This window comes from Enterobacter sp. QK-SA4, assembly GCF_056856775.1.
Genome location: NZ_JBXFXH010000007.1, coordinates 181366 through 203268 on the forward strand (window position 1 = coordinate 181366; position 21903 = coordinate 203268).

Genomic DNA, 21903 nt, shown 5'->3' on the forward strand with positions numbered 1-21903 from the left:
ACCCGGCCTACCTATTGGCCCGGTAAGGCATAGCCGCCACCGGGCTTTTTTATTACGCTTTCTTACCGCCGTACTGGCTAAACCACGCCAGCATTCTCTGCCAGCCATCTTTGGCTGATTCTGCGTGATAGCTCGGACGATAATCGGCATTAAACGCGTGCCCGGCATCCGGATACACCACGATCTCCGCCTTCGCATTGGCCGCGCGGAGCGCATGGCGCATGGTCTCTACCGAATCCAGCGAAATGCCGGTGTCCTGACCGCCGTAAAGCCCTAACACGGGGGCATTTAACTCGGTGGCGATATCGACGGGATGTTTCGGTGAATTCAGCGTTTTTTCACCCACCAGTTTGCCGTACCAGGCGACAGCGGCTTTGAGCTGCGGGTTATGCGCGGCATACAGCCAGCTAATGCGTCCACCCCAGCAGAAACCGGTGACCAGAAGACGATGCGGATCGCCGCCGTTGCGCGCCGCCCAGCTGGCGACGTGGTCGAGATCGGCCAGCACCTGCGCGTCCGGGACTTTGCTGACCAGGTTGCTGAGCAATGTTGGAATATCGCTGTAGTCGTTCGGATCGCCCTGACGGAAGTAGAGCTCTGGCGCAACGGCCAGATACCCTTCCAGCGCCAGCCGGCGGCAGAGATCGCGAATGTGTTCGTGAACACCGAAAATTTCCTGTACCACGATCACGATGGGCAGCGGGCCGTCCGCCGATTTTGGCCGTGCGTGGTAAGCAGGCATGTTCTCTCCCTGCGTGGGAATGGAGGTCTCACCCGCGGTAATTGCCGCTTCTGGCGTCGACACGATGGTTGAAGCATGTGGGGCCGCAGCAGGTGCAAAACCGGTTTTTTCAGTCATGGCATTCTCCGTACCAATGAGTTAGCGCAAAGGTAAATATAGACACCAGGTTAACAACTCACAGTGCCTTAAACGGTCTATCTTTTGTGCAGCACCTGGCGATATAACTTGTTAATGTGATGTAAATCACTTTTTTATGGAAATTCAATGTAATCATTTTCATCCATGGTGAGGTATGTCACGAAAATATGCTTACTGCTTCTGTAAAGTACCGTTTTACTTCTTCTGACTAACCGACCCACAGAGGAGTCACCTATGTCTAAGTCTGATGTTTTTCATCTCGGCCTCACCAAAAACGATTTACAAGGGGCTACGCTCGCTATCGTCCCTGGCGATCCTGAGCGTGTGGAAAAGATCGCCGCGCTGATGGATAAGCCGGTCAAGCTGGCTGCCCATCGTGAGTTCACCACCTGGCGCGCAGAGCTGGATGGCAAAGCGGTGATCGTGTGCTCTACCGGTATCGGTGGTCCGTCTACGTCTATTGCTGTTGAAGAGCTGGCACAGCTGGGCATCCGTACTTTCCTGCGTATCGGCACCACCGGCGCTATCCAGCCGCACATCAACGTGGGTGACGTGCTGGTCACGACCGCGTCCGTTCGTCTGGACGGCGCAAGCCTGCACTTTGCACCGATGGAATTCCCGGCAGTGGCTGATTTCGAATGCACCACCGCGCTGGTTGAAGCCGCAAAATCCGTAGGCGCAACCACTCACGTGGGCGTAACCGCCTCTTCCGACACCTTCTACCCGGGTCAGGAACGTTACGACACCTTCTCAGGCCGCGTGGTAAGCCGTTTCAAAGGCTCAATGGAAGAGTGGCAGTCCATGGGCGTGATGAACTACGAAATGGAATCCGCAACGCTGCTGACCATGTGCGCAAGCCAGGGTCTGCGTGCCGGTATGGTGGCGGGCGTTATCGTCAACCGCACCCAGCAGGAGATCCCGAACGCCGAAACCATGAAGCAGACCGAAAGTCATGCGGTGAAAATCGTGGTGGAAGCCGCGCGTCGCCTGATCTAATCCTCTCTTCTGAAATCAAAGGCCGACGCGTTCGGCCTTTATTTTTTGCGTAGCGCCTCGCAGGAAAACCCTTTCAAACTGGACGTTTATACAGCACAATTCTATTTTGTGCGGGTAATACGTTGATGCAGGGGGCATTGTGGATATCTCGATCCTGATTTACGCGGTAATTGCGGTGGCGGGCGTGGCGATAGGCTGGCTCATTTCCAGCTATCAGCATGCACAGCAGAAGGCCGACCAGCTGGCAGAGCGCGAAGAGATAGTCGCTGAATTAAGTGCGGCAAAGCAGCAGCTTGCGCTGAGTAACCACTGGCGAGAGGAGTGCGAGCTGCTTAACAACGAGCTGCGCAACCTGCGAGATATCAACACCTCGCTGGAGGCCGATCTCCGCGAAGTCACTACCCGCCTTGAATCCACCCAGCTGCATGCGGAAGACAAAATCCGGCAGATGATCAACAGCGAGCAGCGCCTCAGCGAACAGTTTGAGAACCTCGCCAACCGAATTTTTGAGCACAGCAACCGCCGCGTTGACGAACAGAACCGCCAGAGCCTCAACAGCCTGCTGACGCCGCTGCGCGAACAGCTGGACGGTTTTCGCCGTCAGGTGCAGGACAGCTTTGGTCAGGAGGCCCGCGAGCGGCACACGCTGGCGCATGAGATTCGCAATCTCCAGCAGCTGAATGCGCAAATGGCGCAGGAAGCGGTCAACCTGACCCGCGCGCTGAAAGGGGATAACAAAACCCAGGGCAACTGGGGAGAAGTGGTGCTGACCCGCGTGCTGGAGGCCTCTGGACTGCGGGAAGGATATGAATACGAAACGCAGGTGAGTATCGAAAACGACGCCCGCTCGCGAATGCAGCCGGATGTGATCGTGCGGCTGCCGCAGGGTAAAGATGTGGTGATTGACGCCAAAATGACGCTGGTGGCGTATGAACGCTACTTTAATGCGGACGATGATTACACGCGCGAGTCTGCGCTGCAGGAGCACATTGCCTCCGTGCGTAATCATATTCGCCTGCTTGGCAGAAAAGACTACCAGCAGCTGCCGGGTCTGCGCTCGCTGGACTATGTCCTGATGTTCATCCCGGTAGAACCCGCGTTCCTGCTGGCACTCGACAGACAGCCCGAGCTTATCACCGAAGCGCTCAAAAATAACATTATGCTGGTCAGCCCCACCACGCTGCTGGTGGCGTTACGCACCATTGCGAACCTATGGCGCTATGAGCACCAGAGCCGCAACGCTCAGCAGATTGCCGATCGTGCCAGCAAGCTTTACGACAAAATGCGCCTCTTCGTGGACGACATGTCTTCAGTCGGGCAGAGCCTGGATCGTGCGCAGGATAACTACCGCCAGGCGATGAAAAAACTCGCCTCCGGACGTGGCAATCTGCTGGCACAGGCCGAATCATTCCGTAGCCTGGGGGTTGAGGTTAAACGCGAGATTAATCCGGAATTGGTCGAACAGGCCACCGCCCAGGACGACGAGTTTCGCCTGCGAGAAGGTGCGGACGAACAAAATACAAACAGTGAAGACAATACGTTAGCGGCGGATTTATCACCAGACGAGACTCCAGCGCGTTTCTTTCGCGGTGGTTGAAACGTAGGGCAAACGCGCCCAATCTGTTACACTTCACGAACATTTTACTGATAAGCAGGCTCTGAGATGGCTGACGATTCACAAGACACAACGCACTTTGGCTTTCAGACTGTTGCCAAAGCGCAGAAAGCTGACATGGTGGCCCACGTATTTCATTCCGTGGCGGCGAAGTACGATGTGATGAATGACCTGATGTCGTTCGGCATTCATCGCTTGTGGAAGCGCTTCACCATTGACTGCAGCGGCGTACGTCGTGGACAAACGGTGCTGGATTTAGCCGGTGGTACGGGCGATTTAACCGCGAAATTCTCCCGTCTGGTGGGCGAAACCGGTCGCGTTGTTCTCGCCGATATTAATGACTCCATGCTGAAAATGGGACGCGAAAAGCTGCGTAACATCGGCGTGGTGGGGAATGTGGAGTATGTGCAGGCAAACGCCGAAGCGCTGCCATTCCCGGACAATACCTTTGATTGCATCACGATCTCTTTCGGTCTGCGTAACGTGACCGATAAAGAAAAAGCGCTGCGCTCCATGTACCGCGTGCTGAAGCCGGGTGGACGTCTGCTGGTGCTCGAGTTCTCAAAACCGATCATTGAGCCGCTGAGCAAAGCCTACGACGCCTATTCCTTCCACGTGCTGCCGCGTATTGGTGAGCTGGTGGCTAACGACGCTGAAAGCTACCGCTATCTGGCGGAGTCTATCCGTATGCACCCGGATCAGGACACATTAAAAGCCATGATGCAGGACGCGGAATTTGAGAACGTTGAATATTTCAACCTGACGGCGGGTGTCGTCGCGCTGCATCGCGGTTACAAATTCTGAGTGGAGGTGTCCCGTGCCCTTTAAACCCTTAGTCTCCGCAGGCGTCGAGAATGTACTGAACGCTTTTCTGTATCGCGCTCCGGCGCTGAAAGCTGCACGTCAGCGGCTAAACGGGAAGGTATTACGCATTGTTTTAAAAGAGTTATCGACGCCGCTTGTGCTGGTATTCAGCGAACGTCAGCTTGACGTTCTGGGGGCGTGGGAAGGTCAAGCAGACTGCTCGGTCATCACGCACATGAGCGTGCTGCCAAAACTGCGCGATCGCCAGCAATTAACGGCGCTTATCCGCAGCGGTGAGCTGGAAGTGGAGGGCGACATTCAGGTCGTGCAGAACTTCGTTGCGCTCACCGATCTGGCGGAGTTCGATCCGGCGGAGCTGCTCGCGCCTTTTATCGGCGACATTGCCGCCGAAGGCATCGGGAAAGTTCTTCATGGCGGCGCCTCCTTTGCGCGTAAAAGCCTCCAGCGCCAGCAACGCTATGCGGCGGAAGTGCTGACTGAGGAGTGGCGAATGGCGCCCGGGCCACTGGAAGTTGCATGGTTTGCGGAAGAGACCGCTGCTGTTGAACGTGCGGTTGATGCGTTAACCAAACGGCTGGAAAAACTGGAGGGCAAATGACGCCTGGTGAAATTCGGCGCCTCTATTTTATTATTCGCACCTTTTTGAGCTACGGGCTCGACGAGCTTATCCCCAAAATGCGTATCACGCTGCCGCTTCGTATCTGGCGGCGGATGCTCTTCTGGATGCCCAATCGCCATAAAGGTCAACCGCTGGGTGAGCGTCTGCGCCTGGCGTTGCAGGAACTCGGTCCGGTTTGGATTAAATTCGGGCAGATGCTGTCGACCCGCCGCGATCTCTTCCCGCCTCTGATTGCCGATGAGCTCGCGATGCTGCAGGATCGCGTCGCACCGTTTGACGGCGCGCGCGCGAAAAAGCAAATTGAAGAGGCGATGGGAAATGTACCCGTCGAGACCTGGTTTGACGATTTCGACATTAACCCACTGGCATCGGCCTCTATTGCGCAGGTGCACACCGCGCGTCTGAAAGAAAACGGCAAAGAAGTCGTTATTAAGGTCATTCGTCCGGACATCCTGCCAGTCATCAAAGCGGACATGAAGCTGATTTACCGTCTGGCGCGCTGGGTGCCACGCCTGCTGCCGGACGGGCGTCGCCTGCGTCCACTGGAAGTGGTGCGGGAATATGAAAAAACGCTGATTGATGAGCTTAACCTGCTGCGCGAATCGGCAAACGCCATTCAGCTGCGTCGCAACTTTGAAAACAGCCCGATGCTCTATGTACCTGAAGTCTATTCTGACTACTGTAGCCAGAATATGATGGTGATGGAGCGTATCTACGGTATTCCGGTTTCGGATGTGGTGGCCCTGGAGAAACAGGGAACAAACATGAAGCTCCTGGCCGAACGTGGCGTACAGGTCTTCTTTACCCAGGTATTCCGCGACAGCTTTTTCCATGCGGACATGCACCCGGGCAATATCTTCGTGAGCTACGAACACCCTGAGGATCCGAAGTATATCGGTATCGACTGCGGGATTGTGGGGTCGCTGAACAAAGAAGATAAACGGTATCTGGCTGAGAACTTCATCGCGTTCTTCAACCGCGACTACCGTAAGGTGGCCGAGCTGCACGTCGATTCCGGCTGGGTACCGCCGGATACCAACGTCGAAGAGTTTGAGTTCGCGATCCGGACCGTTTGTGAACCGATTTTTGAAAAACCGCTGGCGGAAATCTCCTTCGGGCATGTGCTGTTGAACCTGTTTAACACGGCTCGCCGCTTTAATATGGAAGTTCAGCCACAGCTAGTTTTACTTCAGAAAACATTACTTTACGTTGAGGGTGTAGGCCGACAGCTCTATCCTCAGTTAGACTTGTGGAAGACCGCGAAACCTTTCCTTGAATCCTGGATTAAGGATCAGGTTGGCATTCCGGCGCTGGTGCGCTCGCTGAAGGAGAAAGGTCCGTTCTGGATAGAAAAAATGCCTGAAATTCCTGAACTGGTTTATGACAGTTTGCGTCAGAGCAAGAACCTTCAGCACAGCATGGATAAAATCGCCCGCGAACTTCAGTCCAGCCGCGTTCGCCAGGGACAGTCACGCTATCTCTTTGGGATTGGCGCAACGCTGCTGCTGAGCGGTACGCTGCTGCTGATCAACCGTCCGGACTGGCAGATGATGCCCGCCTGGTTGATGGCTGGCGGGGTGGTAGTCTGGCTGGCAGGCTGGCGAAAAACGCGCTGAGCGTGCGTCGCTATCGACGGGTCGCATACGTATAATGCGACCTGACTCATTAATCATCTATCCCTGAGGAACATGTATGGGTGGTATCAGTATCTGGCAATTAGTCATTATTGCCGTCATCGTCGTGCTGCTGTTTGGCACCAAAAAGCTCGGTTCTATTGGTTCCGATCTGGGCGCGTCTATCAAAGGCTTCAAGAAAGCGATGAGCGATGATGAGAGCAAGCAGGATAAAACCAGCCAGGACGCTGACTTTACTGCTAAATCCATCGCCGACAAGCAAGAAGAAGCCAAAAAGGAAGACGCTAAACGCCACGATAAAGAGCAGGTGTAAGTCGTGTTCGACATTGGTTTTAGTGAGCTCCTGCTGGTCTTTGTGATTGGCCTGATTGTGCTGGGGCCGCAGCGTCTGCCGGTGGCAGTGAAAACCGTTGCGGGCTGGGTTCGTGCGCTGAGATCGCTGGCATCGACCGTTCAGAATGAACTGGCGCAGGAGCTTAAGCTGCAGGAATTTCAGGAAAGCCTGAAAAAGGTCGAGAAGGCGAGCATGGATAACCTGACGCCGGAACTGAAAGCGTCAATGGATGAGCTGCGCGAAGCGGCGGAATCGATGAAGCGTTCCTATAGCGTTAACGATCCTGAAAAAGCGAGCGATGAAGCGAACACCATCCATAACCCGGTGGTTAAGGGCAGCGAGGAGCAGCGCGAGGGCGTAACGCCTGCCAGTGCTGAACATCAGGCTGCCGCACCAGAACAGACGCCGCACGAAACCGAATTGAAAAAACAGGCGCAGCCAGAAGAGTCAGTGGCAAAAGCGGCGGAAGTGAAGCCCGCTGCGTCCGTTTCCGAATCATCCCCCTCGTCGAGTGATAAAGCGTAAACATGGCAGTAGATGATACTCAACCGCTGATTACGCACCTCATTGAGCTGCGTAAGCGCCTGTTAAACTGCATTATTGCGGTTTTGCTCATATTCCTGTGCCTGGTCTATTTTGCCAACGATATCTATCAGGTGGTCTCTGCGCCGCTGATCAAGCAGATGCCGCTGGGCGCAACGATGATTGCAACAGACGTTGCTTCTCCGTTTTTTACCCCCATCAAGCTGACCTTTTGGGTGTCGTTGATTGCCTCTGCACCGGTCATTCTTTACCAGGTGTGGGCGTTTGTGGCACCAGCGCTGTATAAGCATGAACGCAAGCTGGTGATCCCGCTGCTGGTGTCCAGCTCGCTGCTGTTCTATATCGGCATGGCGTTTGCCTATTTCGTCGTCTTCCCGCTGGCCTTCGGCTTCCTGACGCATACCGCGCCGGAAGGGGTCCAGGTGTCGACGGATATCGCCAGCTACCTCAGCTTTGTGATGGCGCTGTTTATGGCGTTTGGCGTGGCATTCGAAGTGCCGGTGGCTATTGTGCTGCTCTGCTGGGTAGGAGTAACGACCCCGGATGACCTGCGTAAGAAGCGTCCGTATATCCTTGTGGGTGCCTTCGTGGTCGGCATGCTGCTGACACCGCCGGATGTGTTCTCCCAGACGCTGCTGGCCATACCGATGTATTGTCTGTTTGAGGTCGGCGTATTCTTCTCGCGTTTCTACGTGGGTAAAGGGCGTCGAGCGGATGACGAAGACGATACGTCCGACAAGACCACTGAAGAGTAAAATCAGCCGCCCGTCAGGGCGGTTGTTATATGGGGATTTGCATGTTTGATATCGGACTCAACCTGACCAGCTCGCAGTTTGCGAAAGATCGTGATGAGGTGGTTGCGCGCGCGTTTGCCGCCGGGGTGAAAGGACTGCTGCTGACGGGCACCAACCTGCATGAGAGCGAGCAGGCGCAGCAGCTGGCTCAAGGCTACGATCGCTGTTGGTCTACCGCTGGCGTGCATCCTCACGACAGCAGCCAGTGGACAGCGGAAAGTGGCGACACCCTCTACAGTCTCGCGAAAATGCCAGAAGTGGTGGCGATCGGCGAATGCGGTCTCGATTTCAATCGTAACTTTTCCACGCCTGAAGAGCAGGAAAAGGCGTTTACTGCCCAGCTTGCGCTGGCAGCAGAGCTTGGAATGCCCGTGTTTATGCACTGCCGCGACGCGCATGAGCGTTTCCTGGCGCTTCTGGATCCGTGGCTGGAGAAACTGCCCGGCGCGGTACTGCACTGCTTCACCGGTTCACGGCAGGAAGCGCTGGATTGCCTGAAGCGAGGGCTTTATCTGGGTATTACCGGCTGGGTTTGCGATGAGCGCCGCGGGCTTGAACTTCGTGAGCTGTTGCCAGTAATCCCGGCTGACCGGCTGCTCCTCGAAACCGATGCGCCTTATCTGCTACCGCGCGATATGAAATCCAAACCTGCATCGCGGCGGAATGAGCCCGCGTATCTGGGGCACATTGTTGAGAGCGTCGCGAAGTGGCGCGGAGAGGATCCGCACTGGCTTTCGGCGCAGACGGATGACAACGTGCGTAATCTGTTCAGGATAAACGTTTAAAGCTTGCGGAAGTCGGTGTTTTTAACGCTCTGCAGCACCTGCTTGTTCAGCAGATTGAGCAACAGCATAGAGCGCGCTTCCCCGTCCGGCTCGGCAAAAATCGCCTGCAGGCCTTCGAAAGCGCCTTCGGTAATCACGACGCTATCGCCCGTGTAAGGGGTTTCGGGGTCGGTGATCCCCTCAGGCTGTTGATAAATCGACAGCTGATGAATGACCGTCGACGGAACCGTTGCCGGATGGGCACCAAAACGAACGAAGTGGCTGACGCCGCGCGTTGCGCTGATGGTGGTGGTATGGATGACTTCCGGGTCGAACTCCACAAACAAGTAGTTCGGGAACAGCGGCTCACTGACGGTTGTGCGCTTCCCGCGCTGCATTTTTTCAAGCGTGATCACGGGTGTCAGGCAATTGACAGACTGACGTTCAAGATGTTCCTGCGCGCGCTGAAGTTGCCCGCGTTTGCAATACAGTAAATACCAGGCCTGCATAATCACTCTTTCCCTTAGTTCGGGGCGCAAGCATATCAAAACCCTGGCGGGATCGCTAAGTTGATTATAATGGGGGAAAACGGAACAGAACGCATAAGTTCACGCTTGTTTAACAAAATTACAGCATCAAGCAGGCTTACGCCGTATAATGAAGCGCTTACAGAGAGGCCATGATTAACTGCATGAAATACCACGATCTCCGCGACTTCCTGACGCTGCTGGAAAAGCAGGGTGAACTCAAACGTATTACACTTCCTGTCGATCCTTATCTGGAAATGACAGAAATTGCTGACCGCACCCTGCGTGCCGGTGGCCCCGCATTACTGTTTGAAAATCCGAAAGGTTACTCCATGCCGGTGCTGTGCAACCTGTTTGGTACACCGCGTCGTGTTGCACTGGGAATGGGGCAGGAAGACGTCTCTGCGCTGCGTGAAGTCGGTAAACTGTTGGCGTTTCTGAAAGAGCCGGAGCCTCCGAAGGGCTTCCGCGATCTGTTCGACAAGCTGCCGCAGTTTAAGCAGGTGCTGAACATGCCTACCAAGCGCCTGCGCGGCGCGCCGTGCCAGCAGAAAGTGCTGGAAGGCGATGCGGTTGATCTGACCAAAATCCCTATTATGCAGTGCTGGCCTGAAGATGCCGCTCCGCTGATAACCTGGGGGCTGACCGTTACGCGCGGCCCGCACAAAGAGCGGCAAAACCTCGGTATTTACCGCCAGCAGTTGATTGGCAAGAATAAACTCATTATGCGCTGGCTGTCGCATCGCGGCGGCGCGCTGGATTTCCAGGAGTGGTGCGCTGCGCATCCGGGGGAGCGTTTCCCGGTGTCTGTCGCCTTAGGCGCCGATCCGGCCACCATTCTGGGAGCCGTCACGCCCGTGCCGGATACGCTCTCTGAATATGCGTTTGCAGGCCTGCTGCGCGGAACGAAAACCGAAGTCGTGAAGTGTATCTCTAACGATCTCGAAGTTCCGGCCAGTGCGGAAATTGTGCTGGAGGGTTACCTCGAGCAGGGTGAAATGGCGCCAGAAGGCCCCTATGGCGACCACACCGGCTATTACAACGAAGTGGATAACTTCCCGGTGTTTACCGTGACGCACATTACGCAGCGTGAAGATGCGATTTATCACTCTACGTATACCGGACGTCCACCGGACGAACCGGCGGTGCTGGGCGTGGCGCTAAATGAAGTGTTTGTGCCAATCCTGCAAAAGCAGTTCCCGGAAATTGTTGATTTTTATCTGCCGCCTGAAGGATGCTCGTATCGCATGGCGGTGGTCACGATGAAGAAGCAGTATCCTGGTCACGCTAAACGCGTGATGATGGGCGTATGGTCTTTCCTGCGCCAGTTTATGTATACCAAATTTGTTATTGTCTGCGATGATGACGTTAACGCCCGCGACTGGAATGACGTAATCTGGGCCATTACCACGCGAATGGACCCGGCGCGCGATACGGTGTTAGTCGAAAACACGCCGATAGATTACCTGGATTTTGCCTCGCCGGTTTCCGGTCTTGGCTCAAAGATGGGACTGGATGCCACAAATAAATGGCCTGGCGAAACCGACCGTGAATGGGGGCGCCCGATCAAAAAAGATCCTGCCGTGACCGCGCGAATTGACGCGATCTGGGACGAGCTGGCCATAATGAATAACGGTAAACCCTGAGCTAACCGTTAAGCCCTATAGACTTCCCGACAGAGAGAGCGAATGACAACCTTAAGCTGTAAAGTGACCTCGGTAGATGCCATCACCGACACCGTATATCGCGTCCGTTTAGTGCCAGAAGCGCCATTCTCTTTCCGCGCGGGTCAGTACCTGATGGTTGTGATGGATGAGCGTGATAAGCGTCCTTTCTCTATGGCCTCAACGCCAGCGGAGCAGGAATTTATTGAGCTTCATATTGGTGCGTCAGAGCTTAACCTGTATGCGATGGCGGTGATGGATCGGATCCTGAAGGAACGTGAAATCGTGGTGGATATTCCGCACGGTGACGCGTGGCTTCGCGATGACGAAGACCGTCCGCTGATCCTGATCGCTGGCGGTACGGGCTTCTCTTATGTGCGCTCTATTCTGTTGACAGCACTGGCGCGTAACCCTGACCGCGACATCACCATTTACTGGGGTGGCCGCGAAGAGAAACATCTGTACGACCTATCAGAGCTGGAAGCGCTGAGCGTAACCCATCCTAACCTGCGCATTGAGCCGGTGGTTGAGCAGCCGGAAGAGGGCTGGCGTGGTCGTAGCGGGACGGTGCTGACGGCGGTGCTGCAGGATCACGGCACGCTGGCAGGGCACGATATCTACATTGCTGGCCGTTTTGAGATGGCGAAAATTGCCCGCGACCTGTTCTGTAACGAACGTGACGCGCGTGAAGACCGCCTGTTTGGCGATGCGTTTGCCTTCATTTAAATAAAAAACCCGCCCCTGACAGGCGGGAAGAACGGCAACTAAACTCTTTCTCTTCGCCAATGACGCCATAACTGCGTTGGCTGCGTTCGTTCTGACGTCATTGGCTTTGAGATACTTTTCCTGATTTACACTCTCTCAAACACCGTCGCGATACCCTGACCCAGCCCGATACACATCGTTGCCAGACCAAACTGGGCATCTTTGCGTTCCATCAGGTTGATAAGCGTTGTGCTGATACGCGCTCCGGAGCAGCCCAGCGGGTGACCGAGGGCGATCGCGCCGCCGTTGAGGTTAATCTTCTCGTCGATCTGCTCCATCAGCCCCAGATCTTTAATGCACGGCAGGATCTGCGCGGCGAACGCTTCGTTCATTTCAAACAGGTCGATGTCGCTGGCGGTTAATCCCGCTTTTTTCAGCGCCAGCTTCGAGGCCGGAACCGGGCCGTAACCCATGATTGAAGGATCGCAGCCCACGACCGCCATCGAACGTACCCGAGCGCGAGGGGTTAAGCCCAGCTCGCGGGCGCGACTTTCGCTCATCACCAGCATCGCGGCGGCACCGTCGGACAGTGCCGACGAAGTACCTGCCGTTACCGTACCGGTGACCGGATCAAACGCAGGGCGCAGGGTAGAAAGCGCTTCTACGGTGGTTTCCGGGCGGATGACTTCGTCGTAGCTGAACTGCTTCAGTACGCCGTCAGCGTCGTGGCCGCCGGTCGGGATGATCTCATTCTTAAAGGCGCCAGACTGCGTGGCGGCCCATGCGCGAGCGTGAGAGCGCGCGGCAAAGGCATCCTGCATTTCACGGCTAATGCCGTGCAGACGAGAGAGCATCTCGGCGGTCAGGCCCATCATCCCCGCGGCTTTCGCCACGTTACGGCTCATGCCAGGATGAAAATCGACCCCGTGGCTCATCGGCACGTGGCCCATGTGCTCGACCCCGCCCACCAGGCAGGCCTGCGCATCACCGGTCATGATCATGCGCGCCGCGTCGTGCAGCGCCTGCATTGACGAACCGCACAGACGGTTCACGGTGACGGCCGGAACCGAATGCGGGATCTCCGCCAGCAGCGACGCGTTACGGGCGATGTTGAAGCCCTGCTCCAGGGTCTGCTGCACGCAGCCCCAGTAGATATCGTCCAGCGCAGCAGGATCCAGCGCCGGGTTACGCGCCAGCAGGCTACGCATCAGATGCGCGGAGAGGTCTTCCGCACGCACGTTACGGAACGCGCCGCCTTTTGAACGGCCCATCGGGGTGCGAATCGCATCAACAATGACAACCTTTTCCATTGTGACTCCTTAAGCCGTTTTCAGCTCGCCAACCGGACGGGCTGGCTCAACTGCTGGATAGTAGGGTTCGTTATGGCGCGCTTTGTTACGCAGCCCTTCCGGCACCTCATAAAGCGGGCCGAGGTGCTGATACTGCTGAGCCATATCGAGATAGCGGGCGCTGCCGAGCGTGTCCAGCCAGCGGAACGCGCCGCCGTGGAACGGAGGGAAGCCCAGGCCGTATACCAGCGCCATATCCGCTTCCGCCGGGCTGGCGATGATGCCTTCTTCGAGGCAACGCACCACTTCGTTAATCATTGGAATCATCATGCGGGCGATGATCTCATCGTCGGTGAAGTCGCGTTTTGGCTGGCTAACGTCGGCCAGCAGACCATCCACCACGGCATCTTCTTCTTTCTTCGGTTTGCCTTTGCTGTCTTCTTTATAGCGCCAGAAGCCCAGGCCGTTTTTCTGGCCGAAGCGGCTAGCGTCGAACAGAGCGTCAATGGCGTCGCGATAATCTTTCTGCATGCGCTGCGGGAAGCCTGCCGCCATCACCGCCTGAGCGTGGTGGGCGGTATCAATGCCGACCACGTCCAGCAGATACGCCGGGCCCATCGGCCAGCCGAACTGTTTTTCCATCACTTTGTCGATTTTGCGGAAGTCCGCACCGTCGCGCAGCAGCTGGCTGAAGCCGGCGAAGTAAGGGAACAGCACGCGGTTGACGAAGAAGCCCGGGCAGTCGTTAACAACGATCGGCGTTTTGCCCATCTTGCTTGCCCATGCCACCACTTTAGCGATGGTTTCGTCAGAGGTTTTTTCCCCACGGATCACTTCGACCAGCGGCATTCGGTGTACCGGATTGAAGAAATGCATCCCGCAGAAGTTTTCCGGACGCTTTAGCACGCTCGCCAGTTCGCTGATTGGAATGGTGGAGGTGTTTGAAGCCAGCACGGTCTCAGGACGAACTTTGTCTTCCGTTTCTGCCAGCACCGCTTTTTTGACTTTCGGGTTTTCGACAACCGCTTCAACGACGACGTCCACGCGGTCGAAACCGCTGTATTCCAGCACGGGCTGAATGGTGGAGATCACACCTGCAAGCTTCAGCCCGTCAATTTTTCCGCGCTCCAGCTGTTTATTCAGGAGCTTGGCCGCTTCGGTCATGCCCAGCGTCAGGGATTTCTCGCTGATGTCTTTCATCACTACCGGCACGCCTTTCCAGGCCGACTGGTAAGCGATGCCGCCACCCATAATGCCCGCGCCGAGTACCGCCGCATGTTTTGGCGTCTCAACGTTTTTGGTCAGCTGCCTGGCTTTACCCTTCACGAACTGATCGTTGAGGAAGATACCGACCAGCGCGCGAGCTTCATTGGTGTGCGCCAGAGGGACAAAGCTCTGATTTTCGAGCTTCAGCGCTTCATCGCGTCCGAGACGAGCAGCTGCTTCAATGGTTTTCACCGCCGTGATTGGTGCCGGGTAGTGTTTACCCGCCGTCTGCATCACCATGCCTTTGGCGATGGTGAAGCTCATGGTGGCTTCAATCTTGCTGAGTTTTAACGGTTCCAGCTTCGGCTGGCGTTTGGCTTTCCAGTCGAGATCGCCGTTAATGGCCTGACGCAGAATGGCGAGCGCACCTTCAACCAGTTTCTCTGGCTTCACGACGCCGTCGACCAGGCCGATTTTCTGAGCCTGTTCTGCGCCGACATCTTTACCTGCGGCAATGATCTCAAGGGCGCTGTCGGCACCCAGCATGCGCGGCATACGCACGGAGCCGCCAAAGCCCGGCATGATGCCCAGCTTGGTTTCCGGCAGGCCGATGCGCAGGTCCGGCGTCGCCAGACGGTAGTCGGTCGCGAGTACGCATTCGCAGCCGCCGCCCAGCGCGTAGCCGTTAACGGCGGAAATAGTCGGGACAGGCAGATCTTCCAGACGATTAAAGACGCTGTTGGCAAAGTGCAGCCACTGGCTCAGCTGTTCTTCCGGGACCAGGAACAGCGAAAGAAACTCGGTGATATCGGCACCGACAATAAAGGCCGCTTTGTTCGAACGCAGCAGCAGCCCTTTTAATTCAGGTTGTTTTTCAAGAACATCCAGCGCCTGGCCAAGACTGGCCACCGTCGCGGTATCAAGCTTGTTCACTGAGCCGGGGGCATCGAACACCAGTTCGGCAATGCCATCTTCCAGCCAGTTGAGGTACAGGGTGTCGCCTTTGTAGAGCATGTCAGTCTCCTGAATCCAGCAATTGGATCTGGTCATACCAGATGAATCGGAGTGTGGGATTTATGTTAATAAAATGCAAATTACTCATTAAGAAAATGCTGCATTGATCACGGTCGGTGGAAATCACGCAGCCGGAGTGAGGTGTGCTAAGATGCGATGACTTGAGGTCAAAAAAACGAAAGGAAGAATGATGGACTCACTGGCTTCGCTTTATAAAAATCATATCGTTACCCTACAGGAACGTACCCGCGATGTACTGGCCCGCTTCAAGCTGGATGCGCTGTTGATCCACTCCGGCGAGCTGATGAATACCTTTCTGGATGACCACGCTTATCCGTTTAAGGTGAACCCGCAGTTCAAAGCCTGGGTGCCGGTGACTCAGGTTCCAAATTGCTGGCTGCTGGTAGACGGCGTGAACAAGCCGAAACTGTGGTTCTACCTGCCGGTCGATTACTGGCACAACGTAGAACCGCTGCCGACCTCTTTCTGGACGGAAGAGATTGATGTGATTGCACTGCCGAAAGCGGACGGTATTGGTAGCCAGCTGCCTGCCGCGCGAGGCAACATCGGCTACATTGGCCCTGTTCCGGAGCGCGCGCTGGGTCTGGATATTCCGGCAGACAAACTCAATCCGAAAGGCGTGCTGGATTACCTGCACTATTACCGCGCCTATAAAACCGACTACGAACTTTACTGCATGCGTGAAGCGCAAAAAACGGCGGTGAATGGCCACCGTGCCGCGCACGAAGCGTTCCAGTCGGGGATGAGCGAGTTCGACATCAATCAGGCCTATCTGACCGCGACGGGCCACCGTGATACCGACGTGCCGTACAGCAATATCGTCGCGCTGAACGAGCACGCGTCTGTGCTTCATTACACCAAACTGGATCACCATGTTCCGTCGGAGATGCGCAGCTTCCTGCTTGACGCAGGCGCCGAGTACAACGGTTACGCGGCCGACCTGACCCGTACCTGGGCGGCGAATGCGGATACCGATTTCGCGCAGCTGATTAAAGACGTAAACGATGAACAGCTGGCGCTGATTGCCACCATGAAGGCGGGAACTAGCTATGTGGATTACCACATCCAGTTCCATCAGCGCATCGCAAAACTGCTGCGTAAACATCAGATTGTGAAAGACATGAGCGAAGAAGCGATGGTCGAGAACGATCTGACCGGGCCATTCATGCCGCACGGTATCGGCCATCCGCTGGGCCTGCAGGTTCACGACGTTGCGGGCTTTATGCAGGATGACACCGGCACGCACCTGGCGGCACCGTCTAAATATCCTTACCTGCGCTGCACCCGTATTCTGGAGCCGCGTATGGTGCTGACGATTGAACCGGGGATCTACTTTATCGAATCCCTGCTGGCGCCGTGGCGTGAAGGCCAGTTCAGCAAACACTTCAACTGGGAAAAAATTGACGCGCTGAAGCCGTTTGGCGGTATTCGCATCGAAGATAACGTGGTGGTTCACGAAAACGGTATCGAGAATATGACGCGAGACCTGAAGCTGGCCTGATGGAAAGCTGGCTGATACCGGCTGAACCGGTCACCTTTGTTGAGGAAATCAAGAAAAGCCGCTTTATTACGCTGCTGGCGCATACCGACGGCGTAGAGGCGGCAAAGGCGTTTGTCGAATCCGTTCGGGCTGAACATCCTGACGCGCGTCACCACTGTGTGGCGTGGGTGGCAGGGCCGCCGGATGATTCACAACAGCTGGGGTTTTCCGACGACGGTGAACCGGCGGGCACGGCCGGTAAACCCATGCTTTCGCAGCTGATGGGCAGCGGCGTGGGTGAAATTACCGCCGTGGTGGTGCGCTACTACGGCGGCATCCTGTTAGGCACGGGTGGGCTGGTGAAAGCCTATGGCGGCGGAGTTCAGCAGGCACTGAATATGCTCACAACTATCCGCAAAACGCCGCTCACCGAATATACTTTGTTGTGCGATTACGCTCAGCTATCGGGCATTGAAACGCTGCTCAAACAGTTTAACGGCGTCATCGCGCACAGTGAATATCAGGCAATGGTGAAATTACGCGTGGCGCTTCCGCAGGCGGAGCTGGCTGCTTTTTCAGCAAAACTGGCTGATTTTAGTCGTGGTTCGTTGCAATTGCTGCCGATTGAAGAATAATCCCCACCTCACTTTTTTGAATACCAAAGGAAGCGGCAGAGATGCATTTTCGTGCCATAACCCGAATCGTTGGACTGCTGGTCATACTCTTTTCCGGGACGATGATTCTCCCAGGACTGGTGGCGCTTATCTACCGGGACGGCGCGGGGCGGGCATTTACCCAGACCTTCTTTGTCGCGCTGGCGATCGGCTCGCTGCTGTGGTGGCCAAACCGTCGTCAGAAAGGTGAACTGAAATCTCGCGAAGGATTTCTGATTGTGGTCCTGTTCTGGACGGTGCTGGGGAGCGTCGGTTCGCTGCCCTTTATCTTCTCTGAACAGCCTAACCTGAGCATTACGGATGCCTTTTTTGAATCGTTCTCCGGTTTAACAACCACCGGGGCGACGACGCTGGTGGGGCTGGATTCACTCCCGCACGCCATTCTCTTTTATCGTCAGATGCTGCAGTGGTTCGGGGGGATGGGGATCATCGTCCTGGCAGTGGCTATTCTCCCTATTCTGGGCGTTGGCGGCATGCAGCTCTATCGCGCTGAAATGCCCGGGCCGCTGAAAGATAACAAAATGCGCCCGCGTATTGCCGAGACGGCGAAAACCCTCTGGCTTATCTATGTATTACTGACGGTGGCCTGTGCGCTAGCGCTATGGTTTGCCGGGATGCCCGCTTTCGACGCCATCGGACACAGCTTTGCGACGATCGCTATCGGCGGGTTCTCCACCCACGATGCCAGCGTCGGCTACTTCGACAGTCCAACGATTAACACCATTATTGCCATTTTCCTGCTGATTTCAGGCTGTAACTACGGTCTGCACTTCTCTTTACTGAGCGGGCGCAGCCTGAAGGTGTACTGGCGTGACCCGGAGTTCCGTATGTTTATTGGCGTCCAGCTTACGCTGGTAATCATCTGTACCCTGGTGCTGTGGTTCCATGATGTCTACAACTCCGCGCTGACCACGCTAAATCAGGCGTTCTTCCAGGTGGTATCAATGGCGACGACCGCCGGGTTTACCACGGACAGTATCGCGCGCTGGCCGCTGTTCCTGCCGGTGCTGCTGTTATGCTCGGCATTTATCGGGGGCTGTGCGGGTTCTACGGGCGGCGGCCTGAAGGTAATTCGTATTCTGCTGCTGTTTAAGCAGGGCAACCGTGAGCTGAAGCGCCTGGTCCACCCGAACGCGGTTTACAGCATTAAGCTGGGGAACCGCGCGCTGCCGGAACGTATCCTCGAAGCGGTGTGGGGGTTCTTCTCGGCGTATGCGCTGGTCTTTATCGTCAGTATGCTGGCTATTATTGCGACGGGGGTGGATGATTTCTCCGCCTTTGCGTCCGTCGTAGCAACATTGAATAACCTCGGGCCCGGTCTGGGCGTTGTGGCGGATAACTTTGCCAGCATGAACCCGGTCGCGAAATGGATCCTCATCGCCAATATGCTGTTTGGTCGTCTTGAGGTCTTTACGCTGCTGGTGCTGTTCACCCCTACATTCTGGCGCGAGTAAGGAGCCGTTGATGAAAACATTGATTCTTTTCTCTACGCGAGACGGACAAACGCGTGAGATTGCCGCTTATCTGGCTTCGGAATTAAAAGAGCTGGGTATTTACTCTGATGTGGTGAACCTGAACCGTGCGGAGCAGATAGCCTGGCAGGAGTACGATCGCGTGGTAATTGGCGCGTCAATTCGTTACGGGCATTTCCATCCGGCGCTGGATCGCTTTGTGAAAAAGCACACGGCGGTGCTCAACAAATTGCCCGGTGCCTTTTACTCGGTCAATCTTGTCGCACGTAAAGCCGAGAAGCGTACGCCGCAGACCAACAGCTACACGCGCAAGTTTTTACTCAGCTCGCCGTGGCAGCCTGACCTGTGCGCCGTCTTTGCCGGCGCTCTGCGCTACCCTCGCTACCGCTGGTATGACCGCTTTATGATCCGCCTGATTATGAAGATGACCGGGGGTGAAACCGATACGCGTAAAGAAGTGGTTTATACCGACTGGTCGCAGGTGGCCAGTTTTGCGCGAGAAGTCGCACATTTAACGGGCGATTCGCGACATAAATAAGCGTTAAGTTTGAAAAGTGAGCGAACGAAAAGTTTTTTGTATTTTGTGCTTGTCACGTCGGAATAACTCCCTATAATGCGCCTCCACTGACACGGAACAATGGCACACACGCCGCCGGGTCAGCAGAGAAAAGCAAAAATAATCGCTTGACTCTGAAGCGGGAAAGCGTAATATGCACACCCCGCGCCGCAGCGAAAAGCGAAGCGGCACTGCTCTTTAACAATTTATCAGACAATCTGTGTGGGCACTCAAAGTGACATGGATTCTTAACGTCGCAAGACGAAAAATGAATACCAAGTCTCTGAGTGAACATACGTAATTCATTACGAAGTTTAATTCACGAGCATCAAACTTAAATTGAAGAGTTTGATCATGGCTCAGATTGAACGCTGGCGGCAGGCCTAACACATGCAAGTCGAGCGGCAGCGGAAAGTAGCTTGCTACTTTGCCGGCGAGCGGCGGACGGGTGAGTAATGTCTGGGAAACTGCCTGATGGAGGGGGATAACTACTGGAAACGGTAGCTAATACCGCATAACGTCGCAAGACCAAAGAGGGGGACCTTCGGGCCTCTTGCCATCAGATGTGCCCAGATGGGATTAGCTAGTAGGTGGGGTAACGGCTCACCTAGGCGACGATCCCTAGCTGGTCTGAGAGGATGACCAGCCACACTGGAACTGAGACACGGTCCAGACTCCTACGGGAGGCAGCAGTGGGGAATATTGCACAATGGGCGCAAGCCTGATGCAGCCATGCCGCGTGTATGAAGAAGGCCTTCGGGTTGTAAAGTACTTTCAGCGGGGAGGAAGGCGATAAGGTTAATAACCTTGTCGATTGACGTTACCCGCAGAAGAAGCACCGGCTAACTCCGTGCCAGCAGCCGCGGTAATACGGAGGGTGCAAGCGTTAATCGGAATTACTGGGCGTAAAGCGCACGCAGGCGGTCTGTCAAGTCGGATGTGAAATCCCCGGGCTCAACCTGGGAACTGCATTCGAAACTGGCAGGCTAGAGTCTTGTAGAGGGGGGTGGAATTCCAGGTGTAGCGGTGAAATGCGTAGAGATCTGGAGGAATACCGGTGGCGAAGGCGGCCCCCTGGACAAAGACTGACGCTCAGGTGCGAAAGCGTGGGGAGCAAACAGGATTAGATACCCTGGTAGTCCACGCCGTAAACGATGTCGACTTGGAGGTTGTGCCCTTGAGGCGTGGCTTCCGGAGCTAACGCGTTAAGTCGACCGCCTGGGGAGTACGGCCGCAAGGTTAAAACTCAAATGAATTGACGGGGGCCCGCACAAGCGGTGGAGCATGTGGTTTAATTCGATGCAACGCGAAGAACCTTACCTACTCTTGACATCCAGAGAACTTAGCAGAGATGCTTTGGTGCCTTCGGGAACTCTGAGACAGGTGCTGCATGGCTGTCGTCAGCTCGTGTTGTGAAATGTTGGGTTAAGTCCCGCAACGAGCGCAACCCTTATCCTTTGTTGCCAGCGGTTAGGCCGGGAACTCAAAGGAGACTGCCAGTGATAAACTGGAGGAAGGTGGGGATGACGTCAAGTCATCATGGCCCTTACGAGTAGGGCTACACACGTGCTACAATGGCGCATACAAAGAGAAGCGACCTCGCGAGAGCAAGCGGACCTCATAAAGTGCGTCGTAGTCCGGATTGGAGTCTGCAACTCGACTCCATGAAGTCGGAATCGCTAGTAATCGTAGATCAGAATGCTACGGTGAATACGTTCCCGGGCCTTGTACACACCGCCCGTCACACCATGGGAGTGGGTTGCAAAAGAAGTAGGTAGCTTAACCTTCGGGAGGGCGCTTACCACTTTGTGATTCATGACTGGGGTGAAGTCGTAACAAGGTAACCGTAGGGGAACCTGCGGTTGGATCACCTCCTTACCTTAAAGAACCTGCCTTTGTAGTGCTCACACAGATTGTCTGATGAAAAACAGCAGTAAAAATCTCTGCAGGCTTGTAGCTCAGGTGGTTAGAGCGCACCCCTGATAAGGGTGAGGTCGGTGGTTCAAGTCCACTCAGGCCTACCAAACTCCTTTTAAAGGATGAGCGGTACAGAGATTATAAACGATGGGGCTATAGCTCAGCTGGGAGAGCGCCTGCTTTGCACGCAGGAGGTCTGCGGTTCGATCCCGCATAGCTCCACCATCTTTTACTGCGAACCCAAGAAAACTTCAGAGTGAACCTGAAAAGGTGCACTGCGAAGTTTTGCTCTTTAAAAATCTGGATCAAGCTGAAAATTGAAACGACACATCTTAAATGGTGTGTTCGAGTCTCTCAAATTTTCGCAAGTCGAT

Annotated in this window: 19 protein-coding genes, 2 tRNA genes and 1 rRNA gene; 18 read left to right on the forward strand and 4 right to left on the reverse strand. The window is 55.4% G+C overall.

Features of this window, described 5'->3' with window-relative positions; all coding sequences use genetic code 11:
• Positions 1-52: 52 nt before the first annotated feature.
• Positions 53-859 carry a dienelactone hydrolase family protein gene (locus AC1VYI_RS02370; RefSeq protein ID WP_023309614.1) on the reverse strand — a complete coding sequence of 269 codons (807 nt, stop codon included), beginning with the start codon at positions 857-859 and terminating at the stop codon, positions 53-55.
• A 255-nt stretch (positions 860-1114) separates the two neighbouring features.
• Between AC1VYI_RS02370 and udp the strand changes: the two genes are divergently transcribed.
• The 9 genes from udp to tatD all read left to right on the forward strand — a co-directional run bounded on the left by udp (position 1115) and on the right by tatD (position 9025).
• Positions 1115-1876 carry a uridine phosphorylase gene (gene udp / locus AC1VYI_RS02375; protein WP_003860792.1) on the forward strand — a complete coding sequence of 254 codons (762 nt, stop codon included), beginning with the start codon at positions 1115-1117 and terminating at the stop codon, positions 1874-1876.
• A 139-nt stretch (positions 1877-2015) separates the two neighbouring features.
• Positions 2016-3473 (forward strand): DNA recombination protein RmuC, encoded by a 1458-nt coding sequence (gene rmuC, locus AC1VYI_RS02380; protein ID WP_134867035.1) that lies wholly within the window; start codon positions 2016-2018, stop codon positions 3471-3473.
• Between the two features lie 66 nt (positions 3474-3539).
• Positions 3540-4295 carry a bifunctional demethylmenaquinone methyltransferase/2-methoxy-6-polyprenyl-1,4-benzoquinol methylase UbiE gene (ubiE, locus tag AC1VYI_RS02385; RefSeq protein ID WP_023309612.1) on the forward strand — a complete coding sequence of 252 codons (756 nt, stop codon included), beginning with the start codon at positions 3540-3542 and terminating at the stop codon, positions 4293-4295.
• A 13-nt stretch (positions 4296-4308) separates the two neighbouring features.
• Positions 4309-4914 (forward strand): ubiquinone biosynthesis protein UbiJ, encoded by a 606-nt coding sequence (gene ubiJ / locus AC1VYI_RS02390; RefSeq protein ID WP_134867036.1) that lies wholly within the window; start codon positions 4309-4311, stop codon positions 4912-4914.
• Positions 4911-6551: a ubiquinone biosynthesis regulatory protein kinase UbiB gene (gene ubiB, locus AC1VYI_RS02395; RefSeq protein ID WP_023309610.1), complete on the forward strand. Its 1641-nt coding sequence runs from the start codon at positions 4911-4913 to the stop codon at positions 6549-6551. Before ubiJ ends, ubiB begins: the two co-directional genes overlap by 4 nt.
• 76 nt (positions 6552-6627) lie before the next feature.
• A complete protein-coding gene (gene tatA / locus AC1VYI_RS02400; protein WP_023309609.1) occupies positions 6628-6882 on the forward strand; it encodes a Sec-independent protein translocase subunit TatA in 255 nt (84 codons plus the stop codon).
• Between the two features lie 3 nt (positions 6883-6885).
• Complete coding sequence (gene tatB / locus AC1VYI_RS02405; protein ID WP_045357155.1) at positions 6886-7428, forward strand: Sec-independent protein translocase protein TatB; 543 nt, start codon at positions 6886-6888, stop codon at positions 7426-7428.
• A gap of 2 nt (positions 7429-7430) precedes the next feature.
• Positions 7431-8201 (forward strand): Sec-independent protein translocase subunit TatC, encoded by a 771-nt coding sequence (tatC, locus tag AC1VYI_RS02410; protein WP_023309607.1) that lies wholly within the window; start codon positions 7431-7433, stop codon positions 8199-8201.
• A 41-nt stretch (positions 8202-8242) separates the two neighbouring features.
• On the forward strand, positions 8243-9025 hold the full coding sequence (gene tatD / locus AC1VYI_RS02415) for a 3'-5' ssDNA/RNA exonuclease TatD (protein WP_134867037.1): 783 nt from the start codon (positions 8243-8245) through the stop codon (positions 9023-9025).
• On the opposite strand, the gene rfaH is transcribed toward tatD, so the two are convergent.
• Positions 9022-9513: a transcription/translation regulatory transformer protein RfaH gene (rfaH, locus tag AC1VYI_RS02420; protein WP_023309605.1), complete on the reverse strand. Its 492-nt coding sequence runs from the start codon at positions 9511-9513 to the stop codon at positions 9022-9024. The genes tatD and rfaH overlap by 4 nt on opposite strands.
• 173 nt (positions 9514-9686) lie before the next feature.
• Between rfaH and ubiD the strand changes: the two genes are divergently transcribed.
• Both ubiD and fre read left to right on the forward strand, forming a co-directional pair.
• Positions 9687-11177 carry a 4-hydroxy-3-polyprenylbenzoate decarboxylase gene (ubiD, locus tag AC1VYI_RS02425; RefSeq protein ID WP_161496003.1) on the forward strand — a complete coding sequence of 497 codons (1491 nt, stop codon included), beginning with the start codon at positions 9687-9689 and terminating at the stop codon, positions 11175-11177.
• 42 nt (positions 11178-11219) lie between these two features.
• On the forward strand, positions 11220-11921 hold the full coding sequence (gene fre / locus AC1VYI_RS02430; RefSeq protein WP_008501516.1) for an NAD(P)H-flavin reductase: 702 nt from the start codon (positions 11220-11222) through the stop codon (positions 11919-11921).
• 125 nt (positions 11922-12046) lie between these two features.
• On the opposite strand, the gene fadA is transcribed toward fre, so the two are convergent.
• Complete coding sequence (gene fadA, locus AC1VYI_RS02435; protein WP_008501515.1) at positions 12047-13210, reverse strand: acetyl-CoA C-acyltransferase FadA; 1164 nt, start codon at positions 13208-13210, stop codon at positions 12047-12049.
• Positions 13211-13219: 9 nt separating this feature from the next.
• Positions 13220-15409, reverse strand: a complete 2190-nt coding sequence (gene fadB / locus AC1VYI_RS02440) for a fatty acid oxidation complex subunit alpha FadB (protein WP_134867038.1) — start codon at positions 15407-15409, stop codon at positions 13220-13222.
• Between the two features lie 190 nt (positions 15410-15599).
• On the opposite strand from fadB, the gene pepQ reads away from it, so the two are divergent.
• From pepQ to AC1VYI_RS02475, 7 genes are all read left to right on the forward strand, one after another.
• The gene (gene pepQ / locus AC1VYI_RS02445) at positions 15600-16931 is read left to right on the forward strand and encodes a Xaa-Pro dipeptidase (protein ID WP_032662849.1); all 1332 of its coding nucleotides are present in this window, start codon (positions 15600-15602) and stop codon (positions 16929-16931) included.
• On the forward strand, positions 16931-17545 hold the full coding sequence (locus AC1VYI_RS02450; RefSeq protein ID WP_023309601.1) for an IMPACT family protein: 615 nt from the start codon (positions 16931-16933) through the stop codon (positions 17543-17545). Before pepQ ends, AC1VYI_RS02450 begins: the two co-directional genes overlap by 1 nt.
• Positions 17546-17586: 41 nt before the next feature.
• Positions 17587-19038, forward strand: coding sequence for a Trk system potassium transporter TrkH (gene trkH, locus AC1VYI_RS02455; protein WP_023309600.1), 1452 nt, complete (start codon positions 17587-17589; stop codon positions 19036-19038).
• 10 nt (positions 19039-19048) lie between these two features.
• The gene (gene hemG, locus AC1VYI_RS02460) at positions 19049-19594 is read left to right on the forward strand and encodes a menaquinone-dependent protoporphyrinogen IX dehydrogenase (protein WP_134867039.1); all 546 of its coding nucleotides are present in this window, start codon (positions 19049-19051) and stop codon (positions 19592-19594) included.
• 354 nt (positions 19595-19948) lie between these two features.
• Positions 19949-21490: ribosomal RNA gene (locus tag AC1VYI_RS02465) — 16S ribosomal RNA — on the forward strand.
• A 69-nt stretch (positions 21491-21559) separates the two neighbouring features.
• A tRNA-Ile gene (locus tag AC1VYI_RS02470) sits at positions 21560-21636 on the forward strand.
• Positions 21637-21678: 42 nt separating this feature from the next.
• Positions 21679-21754, forward strand: a tRNA-Ala gene (locus tag AC1VYI_RS02475).
• Positions 21755-21903 lie beyond the last annotated feature (149 nt).